Source organism: Roseburia sp. CLA-AA-H209, from assembly GCF_020687575.1.
Taxonomy (GTDB): domain Bacteria; phylum Bacillota; class Clostridia; order Lachnospirales; family Lachnospiraceae; genus Roseburia_C; species Roseburia_C amylophila.
In genome coordinates this window covers 57624-79646 of sequence record NZ_JAJEQU010000001.1, presented here as the reverse complement: position 1 = coordinate 79646, position 22023 = coordinate 57624, and the positions used below count along the sequence as shown (strand labels likewise).

At 37.7% G+C, this 22023-nt stretch carries 28 protein-coding genes and 1 pseudogene; 4 read left to right on the top strand and 25 right to left on the bottom strand.

The features are described from left to right. The first annotated feature begins 177 nt into the window (after positions 1-177). Complete coding sequence (locus tag LKD41_RS00450) at positions 178-807, top strand: cytidylate kinase-like family protein (protein ID WP_022243824.1); 630 nt, start codon at positions 178-180, stop codon at positions 805-807. Positions 808-1623: 816 nt separating this feature from the next. Here the strand turns inward: LKD41_RS00450 and LKD41_RS00445 are convergent. The 9 genes from LKD41_RS00445 to dtd all read right to left on the bottom strand — a co-directional run bounded on the left by LKD41_RS00445 (position 1624) and on the right by dtd (position 6810). After that, entirely contained in the window at positions 1624-2244 is a 621-nt protein-coding gene (locus LKD41_RS00445; protein ID WP_227700086.1) for a zonular occludens toxin domain-containing protein, read from the bottom strand. Positions 2245-2257: 13 nt separating this feature from the next. Continuing rightward, positions 2258-2485, bottom strand: a complete 228-nt coding sequence (locus LKD41_RS00440) for a hypothetical protein (protein WP_227700085.1) — start codon at positions 2483-2485, stop codon at positions 2258-2260. 11 nt (positions 2486-2496) lie between these two features. After that, positions 2497-4113 carry a hypothetical protein gene (locus LKD41_RS00435; protein ID WP_227700084.1) on the bottom strand — a complete coding sequence of 539 codons (1617 nt, stop codon included), beginning with the start codon at positions 4111-4113 and terminating at the stop codon, positions 2497-2499. A gap of 72 nt (positions 4114-4185) precedes the next feature. Continuing rightward, the gene (locus tag LKD41_RS00430) at positions 4186-4350 is read right to left on the bottom strand and encodes a hypothetical protein (RefSeq protein WP_158564676.1); all 165 of its coding nucleotides are present in this window, start codon (positions 4348-4350) and stop codon (positions 4186-4188) included. A 152-nt stretch (positions 4351-4502) separates the two neighbouring features. After that, positions 4503-4679, bottom strand: a complete 177-nt coding sequence (locus LKD41_RS00425) for a hypothetical protein (protein ID WP_227700083.1) — start codon at positions 4677-4679, stop codon at positions 4503-4505. A 7-nt stretch (positions 4680-4686) separates the two neighbouring features. Further along, a complete protein-coding gene (locus tag LKD41_RS00420; protein ID WP_118172575.1) occupies positions 4687-4914 on the bottom strand; it encodes a hypothetical protein in 228 nt (75 codons plus the stop codon). A 3-nt stretch (positions 4915-4917) separates the two neighbouring features. Further along, positions 4918-5082, bottom strand: coding sequence for a hypothetical protein (locus tag LKD41_RS00415; protein ID WP_227700082.1), 165 nt, complete (start codon positions 5080-5082; stop codon positions 4918-4920). Next, a complete protein-coding gene (locus LKD41_RS00410; RefSeq protein ID WP_227700081.1) occupies positions 5069-6013 on the bottom strand; it encodes a rolling circle replication-associated protein in 945 nt (314 codons plus the stop codon). The genes LKD41_RS00415 and LKD41_RS00410 overlap by 14 nt, the downstream gene beginning before the upstream one ends. A 347-nt stretch (positions 6014-6360) precedes the next feature. Then, positions 6361-6810, bottom strand: a complete 450-nt coding sequence (gene dtd, locus LKD41_RS00405; protein ID WP_227700080.1) for a D-aminoacyl-tRNA deacylase — start codon at positions 6808-6810, stop codon at positions 6361-6363. 123 nt (positions 6811-6933) lie between these two features. On the opposite strand from dtd, the gene LKD41_RS00400 reads away from it, so the two are divergent. Continuing rightward, complete coding sequence (locus tag LKD41_RS00400; protein WP_227700079.1) at positions 6934-7662, top strand: tRNA lysidine(34) synthetase; 729 nt, start codon at positions 6934-6936, stop codon at positions 7660-7662. Further along, a complete protein-coding gene (locus LKD41_RS00395; protein WP_118057465.1) occupies positions 7655-8704 on the top strand; it encodes a tyrosine-type recombinase/integrase in 1050 nt (349 codons plus the stop codon). Before LKD41_RS00400 ends, LKD41_RS00395 begins: the two co-directional genes overlap by 8 nt. A 137-nt stretch (positions 8705-8841) precedes the next feature. Here the strand turns inward: LKD41_RS00395 and LKD41_RS00390 are convergent, their stop codons facing one another. From LKD41_RS00390 to LKD41_RS00380, 3 genes are all read right to left on the bottom strand, one after another. Beyond that, positions 8842-9555, bottom strand: a complete 714-nt coding sequence (locus tag LKD41_RS00390; protein WP_227700078.1) for a lysophospholipid acyltransferase family protein — start codon at positions 9553-9555, stop codon at positions 8842-8844. A gap of 129 nt (positions 9556-9684) precedes the next feature. Continuing rightward, positions 9685-10302 (bottom strand): SGNH/GDSL hydrolase family protein, encoded by a 618-nt coding sequence (locus LKD41_RS00385; RefSeq protein WP_022243829.1) that lies wholly within the window; start codon positions 10300-10302, stop codon positions 9685-9687. A 227-nt stretch (positions 10303-10529) separates the two neighbouring features. Beyond that, on the bottom strand, positions 10530-11006 hold the full coding sequence (locus tag LKD41_RS00380; protein WP_227700077.1) for a LysM peptidoglycan-binding domain-containing protein: 477 nt from the start codon (positions 11004-11006) through the stop codon (positions 10530-10532). A gap of 165 nt (positions 11007-11171) precedes the next feature. On the opposite strand from LKD41_RS00380, the gene lexA reads away from it, so the two are divergent. After that, positions 11172-11789, top strand: a complete 618-nt coding sequence (gene lexA, locus LKD41_RS00375) for a transcriptional repressor LexA (RefSeq protein ID WP_022243831.1) — start codon at positions 11172-11174, stop codon at positions 11787-11789. Between the two features lie 154 nt (positions 11790-11943). Here lexA and rsfS read toward each other — a convergent pair whose 3' ends face one another. The 13 genes and pseudogenes from rsfS to hisIE all read right to left on the bottom strand — a co-directional run bounded on the left by rsfS (position 11944) and on the right by hisIE (position 22020). After that, complete coding sequence (gene rsfS, locus LKD41_RS00370) at positions 11944-12297, bottom strand: ribosome silencing factor (protein ID WP_022243832.1); 354 nt, start codon at positions 12295-12297, stop codon at positions 11944-11946. Continuing rightward, positions 12290-12874 (bottom strand): bis(5'-nucleosyl)-tetraphosphatase (symmetrical) YqeK, encoded by a 585-nt coding sequence (yqeK, locus tag LKD41_RS15880; protein ID WP_227700283.1) that lies wholly within the window; start codon positions 12872-12874, stop codon positions 12290-12292. Before yqeK ends, rsfS begins: the two co-directional genes overlap by 8 nt. A gap of 30 nt (positions 12875-12904) precedes the next feature. Then, positions 12905-13492 (bottom strand): annotated as a pseudogene (gene nadD / locus LKD41_RS15875) (nicotinate-nucleotide adenylyltransferase); the annotation flags it as partial. Between the two features lie 45 nt (positions 13493-13537). Then, the gene (gene yhbY, locus LKD41_RS00355) at positions 13538-13831 is read right to left on the bottom strand and encodes a ribosome assembly RNA-binding protein YhbY (RefSeq protein ID WP_022243834.1); all 294 of its coding nucleotides are present in this window, start codon (positions 13829-13831) and stop codon (positions 13538-13540) included. Positions 13832-13837: 6 nt separating this feature from the next. Then, positions 13838-15127 (bottom strand): GTPase ObgE, encoded by a 1290-nt coding sequence (obgE, locus tag LKD41_RS00350; protein WP_117698620.1) that lies wholly within the window; start codon positions 15125-15127, stop codon positions 13838-13840. Between the two features lie 149 nt (positions 15128-15276). Continuing rightward, positions 15277-15567 (bottom strand): 50S ribosomal protein L27, encoded by a 291-nt coding sequence (rpmA, locus tag LKD41_RS00345; RefSeq protein WP_022243836.1) that lies wholly within the window; start codon positions 15565-15567, stop codon positions 15277-15279. Positions 15568-15570: 3 nt separating this feature from the next. After that, complete coding sequence (locus LKD41_RS00340) at positions 15571-15900, bottom strand: ribosomal-processing cysteine protease Prp (protein WP_022243837.1); 330 nt, start codon at positions 15898-15900, stop codon at positions 15571-15573. A 16-nt stretch (positions 15901-15916) separates the two neighbouring features. Then, complete coding sequence (gene rplU / locus LKD41_RS00335; protein WP_022243838.1) at positions 15917-16222, bottom strand: 50S ribosomal protein L21; 306 nt, start codon at positions 16220-16222, stop codon at positions 15917-15919. 240 nt (positions 16223-16462) lie between these two features. Next, positions 16463-17728 carry a ribonuclease E/G gene (locus LKD41_RS00330; RefSeq protein ID WP_227700076.1) on the bottom strand — a complete coding sequence of 422 codons (1266 nt, stop codon included), beginning with the start codon at positions 17726-17728 and terminating at the stop codon, positions 16463-16465. Then, positions 17721-18443 carry a TIGR03936 family radical SAM-associated protein gene (locus LKD41_RS00325; protein WP_227700075.1) on the bottom strand — a complete coding sequence of 241 codons (723 nt, stop codon included), beginning with the start codon at positions 18441-18443 and terminating at the stop codon, positions 17721-17723. The genes LKD41_RS00330 and LKD41_RS00325 overlap by 8 nt, the downstream gene beginning before the upstream one ends. Continuing rightward, positions 18427-20292 (bottom strand): TIGR03960 family B12-binding radical SAM protein, encoded by a 1866-nt coding sequence (locus tag LKD41_RS00320; protein ID WP_227700074.1) that lies wholly within the window; start codon positions 20290-20292, stop codon positions 18427-18429. Before LKD41_RS00320 ends, LKD41_RS00325 begins: the two co-directional genes overlap by 17 nt. Before the next feature lie 55 nt (positions 20293-20347). After that, positions 20348-20680, bottom strand: coding sequence for a hypothetical protein (locus LKD41_RS00315; RefSeq protein ID WP_227700073.1), 333 nt, complete (start codon positions 20678-20680; stop codon positions 20348-20350). 59 nt (positions 20681-20739) lie between these two features. Next, the gene (gene hisIE, locus LKD41_RS00310) at positions 20740-22020 is read right to left on the bottom strand and encodes a bifunctional phosphoribosyl-AMP cyclohydrolase/phosphoribosyl-ATP diphosphatase HisIE (RefSeq protein WP_022243843.1); all 1281 of its coding nucleotides are present in this window, start codon (positions 22018-22020) and stop codon (positions 20740-20742) included. Positions 22021-22023 lie beyond the last annotated feature (3 nt).

Below are 22023 nucleotides of genomic sequence, written 5' to 3'. Positions count from 1 at the left end.
CGGGAATCTTCTTCAATTTTTTTGCTTTCTCCGGTATTATTTTCGGTAATATTTAGTGTTTGGCTGTGTTTAATTTTAAAAAATCTTATTTATTTTCAGAAAATACTAGGAATAGTGCACTAAATATGTTATAATTCATCTATCAAGTTATATATTTTGCATAAAGAGGTGATTGCTATGGGAAATAATGTTGTTATAACCATCGGACGTGAATTTGGAAGTGGCGGAAGAGAAATTGGCAAGAAAGTTGCAGATCGTCTCGGCATAAAGTTTTATGATAAAGAGCTTTTACAGGAAGCTGCAAAAGAAAGCGGTTTCTGCCGTGAAATTTTTGAAAATCAGGACGAAAAGCCAACGAACAGTTTCTTATATTCTTTAGTTATGGATACATATTCCATAAATGGCTATTCATCCGCACCGTTTTTAGATATGCCCTTAAATCATAAAGTATTTTTAGCACAGTTTGAAACCATTAAGAAAATTGCTGAAAAAGAATCCTGTGTCATTGTTGGTCGCTGCGCCGACTATGCACTGGCAGAAAATCCAAACTGCATCAATGTATTTATTCATGCTGACAAGGAATTCCGGACAAAACGTGTAGCTGCTGAATTGCAGGTAAATGAATCCAAAGCAAAGGATGCAATCCAGAAAAAGGACAAACAGCGTGCCAGCTACTACAATTACTATACCAGCAAGAAATGGGGCGACTCAAGAAGCTATCATCTGACCTTAGACAGCAGCGCTCTTGGCATTGATAAATGTGTAGAAATGATTTTACAGTATCGTGCATTATATCTTATGAAATAAGAACCAAAAAGCGCATGAACTTTTAAAGTATTTCAAAAGAAACTTTAGAGTTCATGCACTTTTTATTTTTCATTCATATTTTTTCCTCATTTGCTATAAAGCAGAACTGCCAAAGGGGGATAAAAAGCTCTGAAACAGCCATAAGGGAATGCCTGCATAGGTCAAAGGTATTTATGCGTGCGTCAGTGCTAACCGGCTTAAAATGGAAGTATCTATTCGCAAAACATGAGTTTTGCGAATAGATAACTCACACCCTATATATACCATATTAACGCACGGAAGTCAACTTTTTTATTAATTGTATAATCTTTTCAAATACAAGCTACTACCAAACATAAAAGCCAATTTTAGTAAACGGTTAACTGGATGTTCCACAAAACCAGTGGAACGATCAGTTAATTTTTTTAGACCACAAAAACAGTGGCTAAAAAAACACAGCCGTTGACAAAAAATAATCTTTTATATATATAGGCAAACAAGCACAGCTTAGACAAGCTGCGCTTGCGCCAATTCCTACTTGCTACTTCGGGATTACTGGACGCCCCACTATAAGATATGTTACAATACAATTATTCATTCTAATGATATAGGGGGTACATCATGAGCAGAAAAAACAGATTCAAAGAAATCAAAATTAAACCTAAGACATATCGTGTATCTGGCAAAGGGAACAAATCCGTTCTTACCGATATTTGCGGAATTGTTGCGACTTTTGTAATCATATTATTCATAATGTGGCTACGCAAAAATGGTTATATGATTTTTTAACATATCGCAACGCCTGGCATCATGGTGGGGACCCCATGCCCCACCCATTCAACCAGGCGTTGTAAATATGTTATAGGTATCATATAAACTATAGTATTTTTTATGGGCCTTAAAGAACTGACTACCAACCTTTTCTTTCATTGGATACCATATTTTAACCGATACAAATAAATTGCCTATACTAATCATGGATAATATTTTTCCAATCAATCCATAATTAGATACTTTTCTATGCACAAGTTCATATTCTATTAATGAGCGAATCTGTCTATCAATCATCCGGTCAAACTGACTTACTAATACAATGTCATATCCGTATTTTCTATGTTGAGTAAAAAATGACAACCATTCATTCCGACCAGTGCGCCCCCAATCCCTTGAATTAAATAATATCTGACATTCATCAATAACTAATAATATACTACCCTCTTTTGGTCTTTTATTTTTAAATAGATTTCGTGAATAATCTATAAGTCTTTGCGGCGTCAATTCCAAGTTATCAATATAGCAAAACGAATCATAGAATCGTTTCGCTTTTATCTTCTTATAATTCACATGAACATCAAAATTGCAGATTGTTGGACGCCCGGAACGGATTCTATAGTATAACTTTTCCGCTAAATGTAATGACTTACCGCTACCCGGCGTACCTGAATACAATGTTATCAATATATATTCACCTCTATTCTATTGCCCTAATCCATCTTAAAATAATTTGATATGCATAAAACAAACCAATTGCCACAAGCCACGCTTCACCAATTGCAATAATCTGACTTATAGGCAAGAAGTAATTGAGATAGCCTAAATAAGGTAAGTCCTGCATTTTATTTATAAATGTTACAAATGGACTTGTTGGCAAGAACTTTAATATTTTATCGAATATGCCCGATACTGAAGAAAAATCCATAAAAATCCCCCCTATCCTTTTATTATATTTCGTGTAACTAATATTAATCCAACTATAAACGTAAGCAATACCCCAGTTCTAAATATCGTCACCAAAGGACGCACTTTATCAAAATTCAGATGAAAAGTATATTCAAAATTCAAAGAATCAACTTTCAAAGTGTATTCCCATTCCGGAGCTACTGGTTTCGCTTTTAATACTTCGAAGCACCGGACTAAATCAAATGGAATACAGAATGGAAATATAGTTGTCCATCCGTCATATTTTAATTTGTTATTCTTATCATCCGTTGGCGGTTCTGGATTAGTTGTATCATCAATAACATCATCAATAGGAATATCCGTATCAATTACAACATCACCAACCTTATCAACCGGAGTAACTCCCGGTATAGGTAAGTCAATAACAGCGTCACCTTCCGCCACTCCACCAACCGGAATATCTGACACAGGTACATCAATATCACCGTTTATAACTTTGTTTCCTGCCTCATCTTCTCCGGCAGTTTGCCCCGGTACAACAACATCATATGCATCCGGATAAGTACCACTATTTATTAAATCTAATATTGAATCCGGCACAGACAGTCCGCCTAATATTTTGGGGAATATAACATCCGGCGCAAGGTCTCCACGTACGCCATCTACCGGTATCGTTGAATACAATACACGCCCCTTACAATTCGCACAATCTAGCAATTGTGCAATACCATATTTGTTAGTAATAGTTCCATTAAACAAATATGTACCTTGGGTTGTTTCAATAGCTTTACTTACACCATAACTAGGCGCAAAACGATAGATAGGCTTGTTATCAGTACCTATAGCAACTTGATAAACCATACCGCTACCGGACATTGCACCAATTGTATTATATAGCGTTCCATCCGCATTATATATATCATAAACCAAGCCACCGGAATAATTTTTATAGTCTGCATACCGCCCTTTTATAGTTGCTTTATCCGGCACATTATAAGCAGTAATATAATAATAATATACAGCACATGGAATGTCAGAACCCGCATAAGGATATAATTTAGTTTGACTTGATTGGAATTTATAAATAGTCAATGCGTTATAGTCCGTATCATCATACTTAGCTTTTATCTGTTCCATCTGCGCTGTGGTTAAATACGGTAATTGTATAGAAAGCGTATCAGCAATTGAACCCGGCGTCAACGTTGGATAAGCTTCATGCGGTTTACTTCCGACCTTTGAACCATCAGTCCCGGTAAACATATCTGCCGCCCATTCTTTCAACTTACGCCACCCATCCGAGCCGGCATCCATAACAATACGTCCAGTTTCCTGCGCATCTTGTATTACATTATCTAACCATATATCAAATGTTTCATCTATACCATCCATCTCAGAATCAACAGCCGATTTCATAGAATCGAGTATTGATTTTGCATCTTTTTCTATGACGTCTTTATTTTCATATGCTTCAGCAGCAGTCCAAGTTATTCCCAACATACCGAGAAGCGTTCCCATAACTTCACTTAATGACCATAAAGTATACGCCCATTCTGCCGCCTGCGCCTGCTGATAGTCACATACAACAGTTGATACAGATAAATAAAATGCCATAAATAACATACATATTCTTTTAGCAATTGTTTTCATTATGTTATCTCCTTTTAATTCAAAAACTGGCATGGAAAATTCATTCCATGCCAGTCAGTTGCCAAACGTACCTTACGCTTTACCGGTCAGCTTCTTAAACACTTTGATGCCGAATGTAACAACCATTACAGCACCAACAACGCCTAATGCGATAGGTAATACATTAGCAATTGCAGTATTGCAATTGGTAGCAACAGTCGTAAACGCTTCTGTCAACGCAGTCTGAATACCTTCCATTGTTATTCCCTCCTTTTCATGCTTTTTTAAAAATCTTTATAATTCCACCGATTGCAAATGATATAACTTCACACGAACAACCGAATAGAAAACCGCCTATTATACCCATTCCGAAGATTGTAATTGCACCATAAATATCATATGTTTGCATCTTAATACCTCACCTTGTTGAACAATATTCTTGCGATAACCAATCCGCACAATACACCGATTCCGAACAATACACATATAAGCAATACTTCCATATTCCCAGCATGGGTAGCAAATAAATCACTGGACGCAACTTCCGCAACCGTATCTGATATTTCTGTATTTAATACATTTTCCATAACAGACCTACTTTACAACAACATCAGCAACATAAGCCTTGCCATTATAGCCGCAACTATAACTGACAATAACCTCATGTCCAACAGAATCCGGCTTTATTTTTTGTGATAAATCATCAAACAAAAAAATCTTATCAGTTGCTTTACCAACGCAACCGTCAACACCATCCTGCTCCACAAAAAGTATCTTTCCGACTTTCTTTTTCATCTCTACATATCCGACTAATTTAACCATCCTTTACTGCTCCTCTCCTAATTCAATAATATCTTTTTTGTACTTTTCCAATACTGCGGCAATCTCCGGTATAACGACCGCTTCAATAAATACCGCCTGCGATTGAGATTTTGAAGTTACAACAACCTGAAATGCTGCCATTTTTTCTTTTTCTTCACTGATTGCCATTCTCTTTCTTTTCTCCTTTTTGACATTTTTTAAAATATTTATAGTTAACATCCAAGTAACCACTAACGTCCTTTTGATACTCTAAATCAGCACCGCAGGAATCAGCTACTTCTTGGATAAAACTATCTACTTCATCCGAGTCTATTAATGCAGTAAATGTTTTCGGTTTTGGAATTGTTTTAGAAACAAAATACCGTTGTTTTCCCGGAGTTATAGCGCATAAATCCTTTGTTATGTATTTTGTTATATAGTTTGATACTTTGTAAGTATCAGTAACTTTTGTAGCAGTTGAAAAACCTAGTTTCCAATCATCCAAGTTATAGACAATTTTTCCGTCATATCTTTTACCGGAATCAGTAAACGTAAATCCAGTAGTGTTACATAACAATCCGTGAATATGCCAAGCACCGTCTTTGTGTTGTTCCGGCACAAGCAGAAATAATAATTCATTTGCTTTGCGTCTTCTACAATTATCAACCCAGTTATGAACCTTTTTCATACACAACGAAAAATCATAACGATTTTCTATCTTATCCGGCGAATAGGTCAGTGTAATAAAATATTCCCAGTCGCATTGCCTAGCGTACATATATAACGCAGAACGTGTACGGTTGAGCGAACTATAAATAGAATGTTGTTTTTTACGTTCAATAGCCTTTTCATCAGCATCCGTATAAAAACGTTGAATCTTTTCAGTAAACGGATTATAACAATATTCCCTATCTTCAATACGAGGAATAAAACGTCCTTGTCCAGTCTTTTCATCAACCACATAAGACGCAAACCGCCACGCTAAAGCATCAACATTTTTATCAATCATATCAGCACGATAAGAACTCTCACCGTCTAACATTGTATAAACACCTTGCTTATACGTTGCAACCTCTAATTGACCATTAGCGTATTCAGTAATTTTTACATTGTAAGCCATTTTTTTTCCTCAATGACGGGAAAGTGTTGCCATAGTCAAGTAGGGCAACACCCTGCCACCCAGAACTAACTATTCAAATGGGGCATAAAAAAAATAGATAGCTCATAACCTTTCTTTTGATTATGAGTTATCTATTTTATTTTTTTATATCGCACATTAATCTATTCAGCAAAACACCCATTTTGCGAATAGTTTATAAGCGCCATGCTCAAAGGGGAGAGTATGAATATCGCATGGCACAAACTACCATTCCGGCGTTGCCTACATTTTCGCAAAACTACGAGCGAGTTTTGCGAATAGATACTTCACTACCACTATATATACCATATTAACGCACAAAGCAGACTTTATATCAAGTCTTTTGAATCTAATATAATTGTAAATGGACCGTCATTCAGCAAAGTTATCTTCATATCGGCTCCAAAGGAACCAGTTTGTACATCTGGAACTTCGTCACGACATTTTCCAATGATATATTCATATAATTCATTGGCTTTTTCTGGATTACCTGCATTTACAAAGGACGGTCGATTTCCCTTACGGCAATCTGCATATAATGTAAATTGTGAAACTAACAAAAGGGATCCATTTACATCCTTTAGACTTAAATTTGTCTTGCCATTCTCATCTGCAAAAATCCTTAATCCCAATAGCTTTTTAACTAATTTATCTGCAATTTCTTCATTATCATCCTCCGCGATTCCGATTAATACCAGGTAGCCATTCTGAATGGAACCAATAATTTTCTGTTCAACTTCAACTTTGGCATGTGTAACGCGCTGTATTACGAATTTCATTCATCTAATTCCTTTCTTTACATATTCTTATCCTATTATATATGTAAAGACATGGATTTTCCAGTAGTTTTCATGTATAATGTATTCGTAAAACACAATGAACACAAAACCTGGAGGCTATTCATGAAACTTCAAAAATTATATAGTTATACCAGAAAGGCAATTGATGATTTTCAGATGATTAAGGAAAATGATTCTATTGCGGTTGGTATTTCCGGAGGAAAAGACAGTCTTACGCTGCTATATGCCCTGGCTGGTCTACGCAGATTTTATCCGGTGCACTACTCTCTTACTGCCATAACAGTTGATTTGGGATATCCGGATTTTGATTTAACAGAAATCAAAGCATTGTGTCAGAAGCTGGATGTGCCATATCATATTATTCCAACACAGATTGGGGCAATTATAAAAGAGCAGAACAAAAAGAATAGCCCCTGCTCTCTTTGTGCAAAGCTTCGTAAAGGAGCATTGAATCAGGCGGTCATTGAGCTTGGCTGCAACAAAGTTGCTTATGCGCATCATAAGGATGATATCATAGAAACGATGCTGCTTTCTCTTATGTTTGAAGGAAGATTTTATGCATTTCCACCGGTTACACATCTCGACCGTAGTAATCTTGATGTTATCCGGCCGTTGATGTATGTTCCGGAAGTCGATGTAATTGGTTTTAAAAATCATTACAATCTTCCTGTTGTTAAAAATCCATGTACATTTGATGGAAAAACAAAGCGTCAATATGCCAAGGATTTATTACAACAGCTTAATAAAGATCATCCTGGTGTAAAGAACCGTTTATTTACAGCAATTATAAATGGGAATATTCCAGACTGGAGGCAATTATCCAATGAATGAAAAGGCATATTATGAATCAGTAAATACAAAAAATGAATTAAAGTTACGTGAACTTCAGAAGGAGCTGCCCCCCTTCTGCCGAGAGTTTTTTATCGGAATGAAGGCGTCTGTTTCGTCCCGGACCCTATTGGCTTATGCATATGATTTAGGTATATTTTTTGATTTTATACATCAGAATAATCCCATTTGTGCGAAAAAGCCGGTAAATGAATTCACTATCGATTTGTTAGACCAGATTTCGCCTATGGATATTGAGGAATATCTTGATTATTTAAGGGTTTATGAAAAAGATGGTGTTGCGCATACCAATGATGAAAGAGGCATTTCACGTAAACTGGCAAGCTTACGAAGCTTTTATAATTACTATTTCTGTAAAGAAATGATAACAAAAAATCCTGCACAGCTTGTCCGGATGCCAAAAAAACACGAAAAAACCATAACGAGACTTGATGTAGATGAAGTTGCTATGCTGTTAGATGAAGTTGAATCTGGTGAAAAATTAACCGAACGCCAGCAAAAGTTTCATGAACAGACCAAATGTCGTGACCTTGCAATTATGACATTGCTTTTAGGAACAGGAATCCGTGTTTCTGAATGTGTGGGACTTGATATCACAGATGTAGACTTTCGTAACAACGGAATCAAAGTACATCGAAAAGGTGGTGCAGAAGTCGTTGTATACTTCGGTGATGAGGTTCGCACTGCTCTTTTGAATTATCTGGAAGAAAGAAATACCATTGAAGCTGTGGAAGGAAGCACCAATGCCCTCTTCCTTTCCCTGCAGAAGAAACGAATCGGTGTCCGGGCAGTAGAAAATCTGGTAAAAAAATACTCGAAATTAATTACTACGATGAAGAATATTACACCGCATAAACTGAGAAGTACCTATGGAACGTCACTATATCGCGAAACAGGCGATATTTACCTGGTGGCTGATGTCTTAGGCCATAAAGATGTAAATACCACGAAAAAGCATTATGCGGCCTTAGAGGATGAACGTCGAAGAACTGCTCCAAAATATATTCATTTGCGGGATGAATAAAAATAAGCATTCTTATCATTATATTATAATTAATATTTTATAAGAAAAACAGTTTCCCTTCCGGTATTATAAAAGTAGAAATATATTTATAATCACCAGAAGGGAAACTGTTTTAATATAAGATAATAAAAGGAATCTTATAAAATACTTGATATCTTATCCTGAATCCGCTGTTTTACTAATTCGGCAATTTCTTTGGATTTCATATCTTTATACTCTTCGTAATAAATCGGCTCCAAATAATGAACCTGTGTAGTAATCGGCCACAGATAAAAACCGTTAAAGACTTTGTAGGAATCAATCAGCGCAATTGGTACAATTGGTACATGTGCTTTGATTGCAGATTTAAAACTACCCGCTTTGAAATCACAGACACGATTACGGTTATTGAATTCGTAACCACCTTCCGGAAAAAGAATGTATTTCTTTCCGTTCTTTACATCTTCTGAAACTTCGGTAATAATTTTCAAAGCCTGACGGACATTATCTTTTATTAAACGCTTACCCTGAAGTAAGTCAACAAATTCACTTACCAGAATGGTATGGGATTTTGCTTCGTCCATAACAAGGGAACATGGTTCCTTATGAGTGCTTATGATACCAAGAGCATCATATTTACCCTGATGATTCGGATACATAACATATCCACCTTCTTTTGGAAGATTTTCTTCGCCATAGGCTACAGTCTTGATTTTACCGGAACGCTTCATTAAATAAATGACATGACGAACCAGTTTATATCGTTCTTCTTCCGAATATTTTTCCGGATGATCTGCCCACTTTCTCATTTTCGGTATAATATATGGGGCTCGAAAAAGATTCATTAGAATAACATATATAAAACGTAACATTTTCTAACTCCTTGATATTTTAATCTTGTACTATGCGTAAAATAATACATAATTATTATACCACATTCCAAAAATTCGACAACTATTCTTTCTTTTCTGATAAATTTTTATTTTAAATTTCTTAGCATATTATGCTGCAATCACTTTAAGGACTGCTTCTGCCAGCTTCTGATGTCCCTCTTCATTTAAATGTTCTCTATCAGCACTGCTTGGTGCTGCAATATCAGATGCAGCGAGAAAATCGCAATTGTATTTTAGGGCAATTCTTTGATAAACGGATTTTAATTTTTTAGATACTTCAACAGATTTTTGATTAAATTCAGGATCAAACTCCGGCTCCCAAACTCCTTCACCTAATTGGATTGGAGAAATTAACAAAATACGGGTATCTGAATCAATTTTCCGAATCTGTTTTAATAATTGTTCTATTCCAAGTCCAATTACTTCTGCTGATGCATTATATAAGCTTTTGCAGTCATTCGTTCCTAACATAAGAACAACCCGGTCAATTGGAGCGTGGCTTTCTAACAGTGTCGGAAGTAAGGCAGCCCCCTTCCGTCCCTCTCTTAGCTCATCTTCAAAGACGGTGGTTCTACCGCATAAACCTTCTTCTATAATACGATAACCTTTTTCATATAAATGTTGTTCTAAAAGACCTGTCCATCTGGTATCACGTCCATATCTCTCTTTTGTGCCAGGAATTAAACCGTAAGTATTTGAATCGCCAAAGCATAATATTTCTTTCATAGTAAACCTCCATTTGTCTAAAATAATGTAATTTGATATATGTAGTTGAAAATAATACTTTTTCTAATTTCCTACTATATTAATATGGTTACTATGAAAAGTCAATATAAAATTAAAAATAATATTTAAAATAGCATTAAAACAAAATCTCTTCTTGCATATCTTATTTATCCAGAAAGGTATCTAATTTATCTAAAAGCGGTCTGTGTTCTGTCATATCTGAAATCCTATTTAAATTCACTGGAAGAATAAGAAACAGTAAGGTACTCTCCCGCATGGATGGTATCACTGGTCAACTGGTTCATATCTTTTACTTCTTCGATATAGGATGCATAATCGGCGTCATCACCGGCATATTGCTGGGCAATAGTCCAGAGAGTATCCCCTTTCTGTACTTCAATGCTGGTATAATATTTATAGGTATTTACCTCATTGGAAGCTTTGCTCTGTGAAGAAGCAAGCAGGTTGCTTCCTAAAATAACACCAAGGATGGTTAAAAGCACTGCCAGAAAAGAAATAATAAGATATCTTTGAATCTGGCACACATATGCTCTGTTTCTTCTTCCGTTTGCACGAATTGCCATCGTACGATTCGATGTATACTGAGTTCCATCCATATCTCTGCGTCTGTTGTCTATTTTATTTCCCCTTCCGTAGTATTCTTTATATTCGTTGTATCCATATACTCTATTATCACGATTCATTGTTCTATCTCCTTTCGAACGTCTGTTGCGAACATTTGTTTATATATGCATTATATATAGGGAACATTCGTTTGTCAAGAAGAAAGGCGAACAAATTTTCGGAATATGTGTTTGCTTTTTCTGTGAACATATGTTAGACTGAGAATATAAAAAGGAGGTAATGAGATGGCATACGGAAAAATCAGTTCAAAACAAAAGGAAATTCTTGAATATATTAAACAGGAAATTTTAAATAAAGGATACCCACCTGCTGTTCGTGAAATTTGTGAAGCAGTTAATCTGAAATCAACTTCTTCGGTTCATTCTCATCTGGAAACTCTTGAGAAGAATGGATATATCAGACGTGACCCTACGAAGCCAAGAGCAATTGAGATCATTGATGACAGCTTTAATTTAACCAGACGTGAGGTTGTTAATGTTCCTATGGTAGGAAGTGTTGCTGCAGGACAGCCGATTCTTGCAGTAGAAAATATTACCAGCTATTTTCCTATTCCGGCAGAGTTTATGCCAAATGCAGAAAGCTTTATGCTTCGAGTTAAGGGAGAAAGTATGATTAATGCAGGTATTTTCGATGGGGATAATGTTCTTGTAAAGCGTCAGTCTACTGCATCTAATGGTGATATTGTGGTTGCTCTTGTAGATGATTCTGCAACGGTTAAGACCTTTTATAAGGAGGATGGTTATTATCGTCTGCAGCCAGAAAATGATTCCATGGATCCAATTATTGTGAAAGAATGTTCTATTCTCGGAAAGGTATTCGGCGTATTCCGTTTCCTGGCTTAGTAATAATTTCAAGCTTATTAAGTAAGTATATTTTAGAAAGAAGGCGCTACCATACAGACTGTGTTTGTACGATAGTGCCTTCCTGATATGAACATCTTATTATATAACTTTTTATATATCCCTTTTCATAATATACTTCTTAACTATATATTTCTTAAAGTTCTTCCGGGTCAATATCTTTTCCATCTCTCCAGATGCGCTCTAAATCGTAGAAGAGACGATCTTCTTTTGAGAAGATATGAACGATAATATCACTGTAGTCCATCAGAATCCAGCTGGAACGCTGATTTCCTTCAATCTGTTTTGCATGATAACCGGCTTTATATAACTGTTCATCTACGCTGTCCTGCATAGCCTGTAACTGGTTGGCATTGCTTCCACTGGCGATAATAAAATAATCTGCGATAACAGATATTTCACTGATATCAATAATACGGATATCTTCTGCCTTCTTTTCCGATAAAGCCTGATATGCAAGTTTCGCCATTTCTTTCGACTGTTTATTCATGAGAACCTCCTGTATAGTAATGATATGTTTCAAGTGTCATTGGATCGATATTTTTATCATTTTTACTGCCATTGAGATAATGAATGGTATCACATAAAATCATTTTCAGTGCTTCATCTAAATCTTCAAAGGCTGTTTTTCTGATTTCTTTTAGGTTTGCTGCTTTATCCCGTTTTGGTTCGATATAATCAGCAATAAATACGATTTTATCCAGTGTATTCATTGCCGGTGCCCCGGTGGTATGAACAGAAATTGCATGAAGAATCTCTTCGTCCTCTACTTCATATAATACTCTGGCAAGAAATGCACCGACTTTAGCATGAAGTAAAAAAGGATTATCCTTTTCCACCTGCGTGACAGGAATGTTATTCTTCACACAGATTTTTAATTTCTTTTCGTTTGGAATACATTTGGCACAATCGTGAAGCAGACCTGCAAGCTGAGCCTTTTCCATATCATAACCATTTGCCATGGCAAGACAGGCTGAAGTATACATGACCCCTAAAGTATGCTCGTAACGGTCTTTATCCAATTCCTTTTTTAATGTTTTTTTTATCTTATTTAATCTTTCGTTCATTGGTGTCTGACCTTCATCCTCCTGATATAAACACTGATGGGCAATATATTCTTCCACTTCCGGTGTGACAAGATAACGTATCGGTTCCCCTTTTGCTACCCGCTCCCGGATATTATGAGAAGAAACGGAAACATTTGGTGTGATAATCGGCCTTATATCTGCCTCATAGAGCCGCTTTAACTCTGCAGCCTTATTCTTTATCCGGTTCATATCCAAATCGTCTCTGATGGCAACTAAAAACGTTGCAAGACGGCAAATTTCTGCCGGTTCCATCCATTTATCCAGATAATCAAGGGAATCTGCTCCCATAATGAAATAGAGTTCCCAGTCCGGATAGGTCCGATGAAGCTCCTGCAGCGTCAGATACGTATAACTGGTGCGGGCTGCATTAATCTCCATGGCCGAAAAATAAAAATCCGGATTATTTTTAATCGACAGGCGAATCATTTCCAGCCGGTGGGCAGACTGTTCAATCTCTTTATCATCCTTATGAGGCGAATGTCCCGTTGGAATAAAAAGAATCTGGTCTAAATGATATTGTGTTACCGCATTCTGTGCAATAATCAGATGCCCGATATGAATCGGATCAAAGGTTCCGCCAATAATTCCAATACGCACTTTCTTCAATCTTCTACCACCCTTCCAAGGTATAAAAGCTTTCGTTTATAACAATTCAATCTTTGGATGTTTCTTTGATTTACGGTAAAGAACGATTTTTTTACCAGTTACCGCAACCACCTGTGCATGCGTACGCTCTGCAATCATTTCGCCTAATTCGCGAGGATCATCTGCACAGTTTTTTAATACAGAAATCTTGATTAATTCACGTTTTTCAATGGCATCATCTACTGCTGAAATAATTTCCGGTGTAAGAGATGCCTTTCCAATCTGGAAAATTGGATTTATCGTACTTGCCATTCCTCTTAAATGGGAACGCTGCTTACTCGTTAATTCCATAATGATTTACTCCTTATAATAATCAAATTCAAGTCCATACATACGGACGGTATCGCCTTCCTGAATACCTTTTGCCTCTAATTCCTTTAAGATACCCTGTTCTTTTAAGAATTTCTGGAAGAAAAGGAAACCTTTCTCCGAATCAATATTGGTGTAACCCAGCATTTTATCAATCTTAGGTCCTTCCACCACATAAGCACCATCTTCCGGATCAATCTCAATGGTATAAGGTTCACCCTCTAATGCTCTCGAATCCGGGAAGAATTCCTGCTCATAGATAACCGGTGTATCGTCCATTTCATCTAAAAGACTCTTCACATAAAACATTAACTCACGTACACCCTGACGGCTGACCGCAGAAATTGGGAATACTTTAATGCCGGATGGTTCAAAGGTTTCTTTTAATTTCTCAATTATTTCATTATTGCCTTCATAAATAGCATCAATTTTATTGGCTGCAATAACCTGAGGTTTCTTTAACAATTCAGGGTTAAAGGATTCCAGCTCCTGATTGATGGCATGAATATCTGCAATCGGATCTCTGCCTTCTGTTCCGGCAGCATCCACAACATGAATGATAACCTTGGTTCGCTCTATATGCTTTAAGAATTCATGTCCAAGACCGATTCCTTCGGATGCCCCTTCAATCAGCCCCGGAATATCAGCCATGACAAATCCGGCACCTTCGCCTAAATCAACGACACCAAGAATCGGATTTAAAGTTGTAAAATGATAATTTGCAATCTTTGGTGTTGCATTGGTGGAACTGGATAATAAAGTTGATTTTCCCACATTTGGGAAGCCGACTAAACCAACGTCAGCAATTACTTTAAGTTCCAGTCGAACTTCAAGTTCCAATGCTTCCTGCCCCGGCTGTGCATATTTCGGTGCCTGCATGGAAGAGGTTGCAAAATGCTGATTGCCAAGTCCACCCTTTCCACCGGTTAAAATAATCTGTCTTTTATTCTCACCGGACATATCTGCAATTACCTTATCGGTAGCTGCATCACGGATAATGGTTCCGGCAGGAACATGGATGACAAGGTCTTCACCCTTTTTTCCGTGGCAGTTTCGTTTTTTTCCTTCTTCTCCGTTTTCTGCAGCCCATTTGTGTTTATGGCGGAAATCATTTAATGTATTCATGCTATCATCTACTTCAAAGATGATATCGCCACCTTTTCCACCATCGCCACCGTCCGGGCCGCCATCCGGAACATATTTTTCACGGCGGAAGCTCACATGACCGTTGCCGCCTTTTCCTGATTTTATAATAATTTTTGCACTATCGGCAAACATAATTTTCTACCTCATTATTGATTGTGATTAAATATCAGTTACTGTAATCAAATGATACTTTAATTGTTTCTAAATTACTTCAAGTTAAAATATAGTTTCCTATAAGTGAAAATAGACCCGGCGCTTTCGTGTCGGGTCTATCATGCATCTTATTCGTTTGTTGCTACTGGATAAACAGAAGCCTGTTTCTTATCTCTGCCTTTTCTTTCAAATCTAAGAACACCGTCTGTTAATGCGAATAAAGTATCATCTCCGCCGATACCAACGTTAACGCCTGGATGAATCTTTGTTCCACGCTGTCTGTATAAAATGTTACCAGCCTTAACGAACTGTCCGTCTGCTCTTTTTGCACCTAATCTCTTGGATTCAGAATCTCTACCGTTCTTAGTAGAACCAACTCCCTTTTTATGAGCAAAAAACTGAAGGTTCATATTCAACATGTTCTACACCTCCTTGAAGTTTAAAATGATGTAATCATTTCCATAATTGTTTTGTATTCCCTGTAAGCCTAAAACCATTGTGTCCAAAAGCAACTTTGCATCATGTCCTGCCGGCTGCTCAAAAGATACGGAAATCAATCCGGTCTCTTCGTCCTGATTGGTCTTGAACTGTTCTTTCGTGAACATTCCAAGGGCATTGATTGTATTAATCACAAGAACCGAAATTCCTGCACATACAATATCCTCTCCGGCATCTGCATATTCAGCATGTCCGACACAGGAAAAAGCAAGATACTCTTGTTTCTGGTTTCGAAAAATCGTTATCTTTGTCATAACAATTTCCTATCGATTACGCATTAATTTTTTCGATTTTCACCTGTGTGAACGCCTGTCTATGACCGTTCTTCTTGTGATAGCCGGTTTTTCTCTTATACTTGTAAACGATAACTTTCTTAGCTCTGCCTTCTTTTACTACAGAAGCTTCTACAGTTGCGTTAGCTGCGTCTGCACCAACCTTTAATCCGTTGTCAGATACTGCTAAAACCTGATCGAAAGTTACTTTCTCACCAGCCTCAACACCAAGCTTTTCAATGGTAATGATATCGCCTTCAGATACTTTGTACTGTTTACCACCTGTTGCTATAATTGCGTACATATGGCACCTCCTATTATCATTACTCGCCAGTTGTGGTGCTATCCTTACGATAGACTTATACCTCACTGTGCGGCATACTGTTGTATCATAGCACACGAATTACGATTCGTCAACTATTTCACGCTATAATTTTAATTATTTTTCAGGTACCATTATTTTTCAGGTACTTTCCAGGTATTGTATTCAGATATTTCTTTGCATATCTTGATAGATACCTTGATGTGGCTTTTGCAGCTGTTATCACCTTAGCTGAGCCACCTGCTCCAAAAGGTTCTTACGCTCCTTCTTCCGGGTCAGCTCCACTAAGCCAAGCTTTGTAATATCCACAAGCCGTACCGGAACCGGGTCTTCTTTTAAGGATAACCGGAACTGGTGCATCAGCTCTTTTCTTTGCTCTTCTTTTGCCATATTGATGAAATCCACAATGACAATTCCTGAAATATTACGAAGCCGGAGCTGTCTTGAAATCTCTGCAGCAGCTTCTAAATTAATCTTATAATAATATTCTTCTGCATTTTTTCCGGAAGTATTCTTTCCACTGTTTACATCGATAACTGTCAGAGCTTCCGTTGGCTGAATGATAAGATAAGCACCAGACTTCATCCAGACCCGTTCCGATATTGCACGCTGTATCTGCGTCTCAAAGGAATAAAGGGTTCCTAATGAAATGGCATCATTTCCATAGAACCGTATCTTAGATAAAATATCAGGATTTCCGGCATAAAGCTGTTGAAGCTCTTCATAGATATTCTTATCATCCGTAATAATTTCACCAAGCTCTTCCTGGTAAAGGTGATTAATGGCATTTTCATAAAATTTCTTTGGCGGCATCAGAATGCTGTAACAGGTACGGAAATGAAAAGTTGCAGCTAACTTCTGATAGTCAGATAGAAGTTTCCGGTATTCTGTTTCCAATTCTTCCGGAGAAGCTCCTGCCGCATTGGTTCTTACGATAAGACTATGCGGCTTTCTTTTTTCTTCCTGTCCGGCATTCTGCTTTGTATCGGTAACTGCTTCTTTTTCAAAAAGCCTCATTTGTTCGAAAAGCTGTACCTGACTGCTTAACCTTTCTTTTTCATCCGCACTTAATTTAGAAGAAATGGCAAGAGGTCGTTTTTCATTTGTCAGGACAAAATATTTTCCAGTAAGGGAAAGCTTGGTATCTGCAATGGGATACTTGGTCTTGATTGCCTCTTTGGTAATCTGCACCACAAGTTCATCCCCTTCGGTCAGCTTTCCGCTTCTGCACTGCTTCGAAAACCAGGCATCTTTTATATGTGCTGTTTCCAGATAACAGGTTACTCCCTTTGCAATGTCCACAAAAGCGGCATCTAAGTTCGCGGCAATCTTTTTTACCCTGGCAATATAAATTATTCCCGGTACAACCTGATTTTCTTCGGATAACGGATGAAATGCAATTTCCCTAAACTTGTCCTTTTCATCTAACAGTGCCGTAAAATAGGAGTCGCCTACATAATGCTGCCTTGTAATGATAAATTTATTCAAGAATGTCATCTCCCATTTCATCCAATGCAATCAGAGTGCCGTCTTCTTTTCGGGCATATACGTCCACACGATGAATCTGAAACTGCATTTCGTTATAAGGAAGTTCCAGATACCGGTAAAAGGCTTCTAACAAAAGCTCTGGTTTTACATTATCTACGCTTCCTGTAGATACTTTAAGATAAAAGAATGGACAGCCATCTGCTTCCTCAACATGAAAATCATATACCAGCTGCTTTAAGTCCATGACTTTTTCGCTTTTTTTCGTCTTTTTCGTAACCAGAATCTCCGGAGCATCTTCATAAAATGCTTTTACTCTACCTTTCAGTTCATCCAAAGTGAATGGACAATTTCCTTTATCCTTATAAAATACGTTATAGTCCGCTGCTGCAACAATGGACATCGCTGTTTTTGCATGCTCCGGCAGCATCCGGTAAGATACAATTTCAACACCTTCCACCATGGTATCATTTAAAGCCTTAACGGATTCAATTGAATTTCTGGTAGAATGTACTTCAATATCAAGATATTCTCCATCACTGGTGATTCCAACTCCCAGCGGTGCCGCAAAAGACATAATCTGATGCGGGGAAAATCCCTCGGAATATGCAATATCAATCTCAGCACGACGCATTGCTTTCTGGAAATAACGCATCATATCAAGGTGTCCGATAAATTTCATTACACCATATTTTCGAAATTTAATTCTTATTTTCAAAGCAGACACCTCCCTTAAACTGAGCAGCTCCACAGCCCTGACACTGCATCCGGCAGTTTGGAGTCACTTCTTCTTTTCTGGCACGTTCCCATTCGCGGATTAAGAACTTTTTCGAAACGCCATCATCAATAAAATCCCATGGAAAAATTTCATCCAGAGGACGTTCCCGCATGGTATAGAAATCGGTATCGATGCCACATTCCGCAAAAGCCTCTACCCAGCGGTTATTATCAAAAAATTCCGTCCAGGCATCAAAGATACCACCTTTTTCATAAACCTTAAGCAAGGCAGGGGCAATCCGGCGGTCTCCTCTTGCAAGAATACCCTCTAATACCGTAACATCTGCTTCATGCCAGTTATACTTGATGCTCTTGCGGTTTAACTGTTCTTTTACAGCATCATTTACCACCTTGGCTCTACCAAGATAGCTGTCCTTATCATACATTCTCGCCCACTGGAATGGAGTAAATGGCTTTGGTACAAAGAAAGAGGTACTGATAGTAATCTGACATTTTCCATTCCGCTCTTCCTTTGGAATCTCATAATAACGGACTGCAATTTTATTGGCAAGTTCTGCTATGGCACGCATATCATCTTCCGTCTCGGTCGGAAGTCCTAGCATGAAATAAAGCTTTACTTTATTCCAGCCGCCTTCAAACGCCATTCCGGCACCATTTAAAATCACCTCTTCCGTCAGTCCTTTATTAATAACATTACGAAGACGCTGGGAACCGGCTTCCGGAGCAAAGGTAAGGCTGCTCTTTCTGATATCCTGCACTTTTCCCATAACGTCTAAGGAAAATGCATCGATACGAAGAGATGGCAGAGAAATATTTACGCCTTTATCCTTAAAGTTATCAATCAGAAAATTAACCAGTTCTTCCAGTTGCGAATAATCACTGGAACTTAAAGAACTTAAAGAAATCTCTTCATGTCCGGTATTCTTTAACATTTCATAAGCATAATATTTTAAGACTTCTACATCTTTTTCACGGACCGGACGGTAAATCATTCCTGCCTGACAGAAACGGCAGCCGCGGATACAGCCACGCTGAATCTCTAATACTACACGATCCTGGGTTGCTTTAATAAAAGGAACAACCGGTTTCTCCGGATAAACAGAATGGGACATATCCATCTGAATCTGTTTCTTTACCGTTGCCGGCACATCCTCATATTTTGGTGTAAAGGATGCAATCGTTCCATCTTCTTTATAAGCCACCTCATACATGGAAGGCACATAGATTCCAGGAATAGACGCTGCACGGCGTAAGAATTCCTTTCTGCTGACCTTTTCTTTCCTGCACTGCTTATACAGCGTAAATAATTCCGTATAAGAAATTTCGCCTTCTCCGATATAGAACAAATCAAAGAAATCTGCAATCGGCTCCGGATTATAGCTGCAAGGACCGCCACCGATTACAATCGGATCATCTTCTTTTCGCTCAGAAGACAGCATGGCAATCTGTGATAAATCAAGAATCTGTAAAATATTGGTATAGCACATCTCATACTGGATGGTAATACCAAGGAAATCAAAATCCTTAATCGGCTCCTGACTTTCCAGTGCAAATAAAGGAATATTTTTTTCTTTCATAATCTTGTGTAAATCCGGCCACGGAGAATAAACCCGTTCGCAGTATACATCATCCCGTTTATTAAACATATCATATAAAATCTGAATGCCCAGGTGAGACATTCCGATTTCATAGACATCCGGAAAGCACATTGCAAAACGGATGTCAACATCCTTCGGATTCTTCTTTACCATGTTCAGCTCGTTTCCGATATAACGGGCCGGTTTATCAATTGTTAAAAGTATTTCATCACTTAATGCTAAAGTGTTCATCTGGTACCTCAATCATTCTTAAATATCATAATCCGATTTGTGAAAAAAATAACGTTTATTTATTTTTTGCAAAATCCGAAATCATCATAACATACTTTTGCAGTTTTGTATAATCATAGTTTTCTTCTAATTGCCGGTACATCCATTTGGTATCTTTTTCACCGGCAGTTCCCGGAAAAGGAAGCTTTCCTTTATCACATAAAACAAACACCACAAAAAGGAAAATACAAAGCAGCCATTTTACTTTCCAAATGGCTGCTTTTCCTGTGTTTATTAACTCCTCGTCCGTGTCTTTCCGTGATTCCGAAAAAGAATTTCTGGCACGAAGAATATATTCCCGTCTGTTTGCAATATAATCCTGTTCCAAATAAATCGCACCTTTCTGCATATCATCGCCTGATTGTTGTTCTGCTGTAATCTATGCAGAAAGTGCAGGAACTATGTATGTTATCTCTGGGCAAGTTCCTGGGTAACATCCTCCCATGTTACGCCTTTTTCTACCATCAATACCATTGCATGATAAAGGAAATCTGAAATTTCATAAATAATCTCTTCCGGTTCCGGATTCTTTGCGGCAATGACAATCTCGGTTGCTTCTTCGCCGACCTTCTTCAAAATCTTATCAATCCCCTTATCGAAAAGGTAGTTGGTATAAGAGCCTTCCTTTGGATGAATCTTACGATCCGCAATAATGGAGTAGACATCCTCAAATACCTGAAGCGGATTTTTCTCAGCATATTCTTTCTTGACAATTTCATTAAAGAAGCAGCTTGGTGCTCCGGTATGACATGCCACGCCAATCTGGGATACCTTTGCAAGAATGGTATCAAAGTCACAGTCTGCCGTTAAAGATTTCACATACTGGATATGACCACTGGTCTCACCCTTCATCCACAACGCCTTACGGCTGCGGCTGTAATAAGTCATCTTTCCGCTGGAAATGGTGGTATTGAACGCTTCTTCATTCATATAAGCTACCATAAGTACTTCATCGGTACGGTAATCCTGTACTACAACAGGTACCATTCCATCCGAATTCAATTTGAAATCACTCCATTTTAATGCCGGAGCAAAATTGTCCATACGGATTCCGCTGGCTGCAAATTCTGTCTTTAATTTCATGATATCTGTCCTGGTATCATTAATAAATGCACCACAGATTCCTCTGACATTTTCACGTTTTAATACATCCACCAGTGCATCCTTGTCATAATTATCATACTGAACGACATATGGCAGATTTGTAATATTTTCTACTCCGTCCATCATGGATGGATCAAGAACAATCATTTCATGGAAATATTCATCCAGTTCATCTTTGTGTTTGAATAAGAAATCAATATTCTTTACAGAAACTATCATACGGTCCTTTCCGAATCGTTTTGCACCTTCCTCCGCCAAAGACATGCTGACAGATTTGGCTCCGTTTAAAACAACCTGTTTACATCCGGCATAGATAAATTTCTTAATGTCTTCCAGACGGTTGATATTTCCACCTGCATAAATCGGAATCTCTACAGTACGGAAAATATCTTTTACCGTATGAATATTTTTCTCATGCTCTTCATCACCGGTTGATAAGTCATAGATTAAAATCTTATCAATTCCACTGTCATTATAAAGCTTGGTAAGTTCCTTTAAATCTCCTGCAGAACTAAGGTCACTCGGGCTCTTTACTGCCTCTCCGTTTTTCAGATAAATGGTTGCTACTATATTCTTGTGTTTCATATG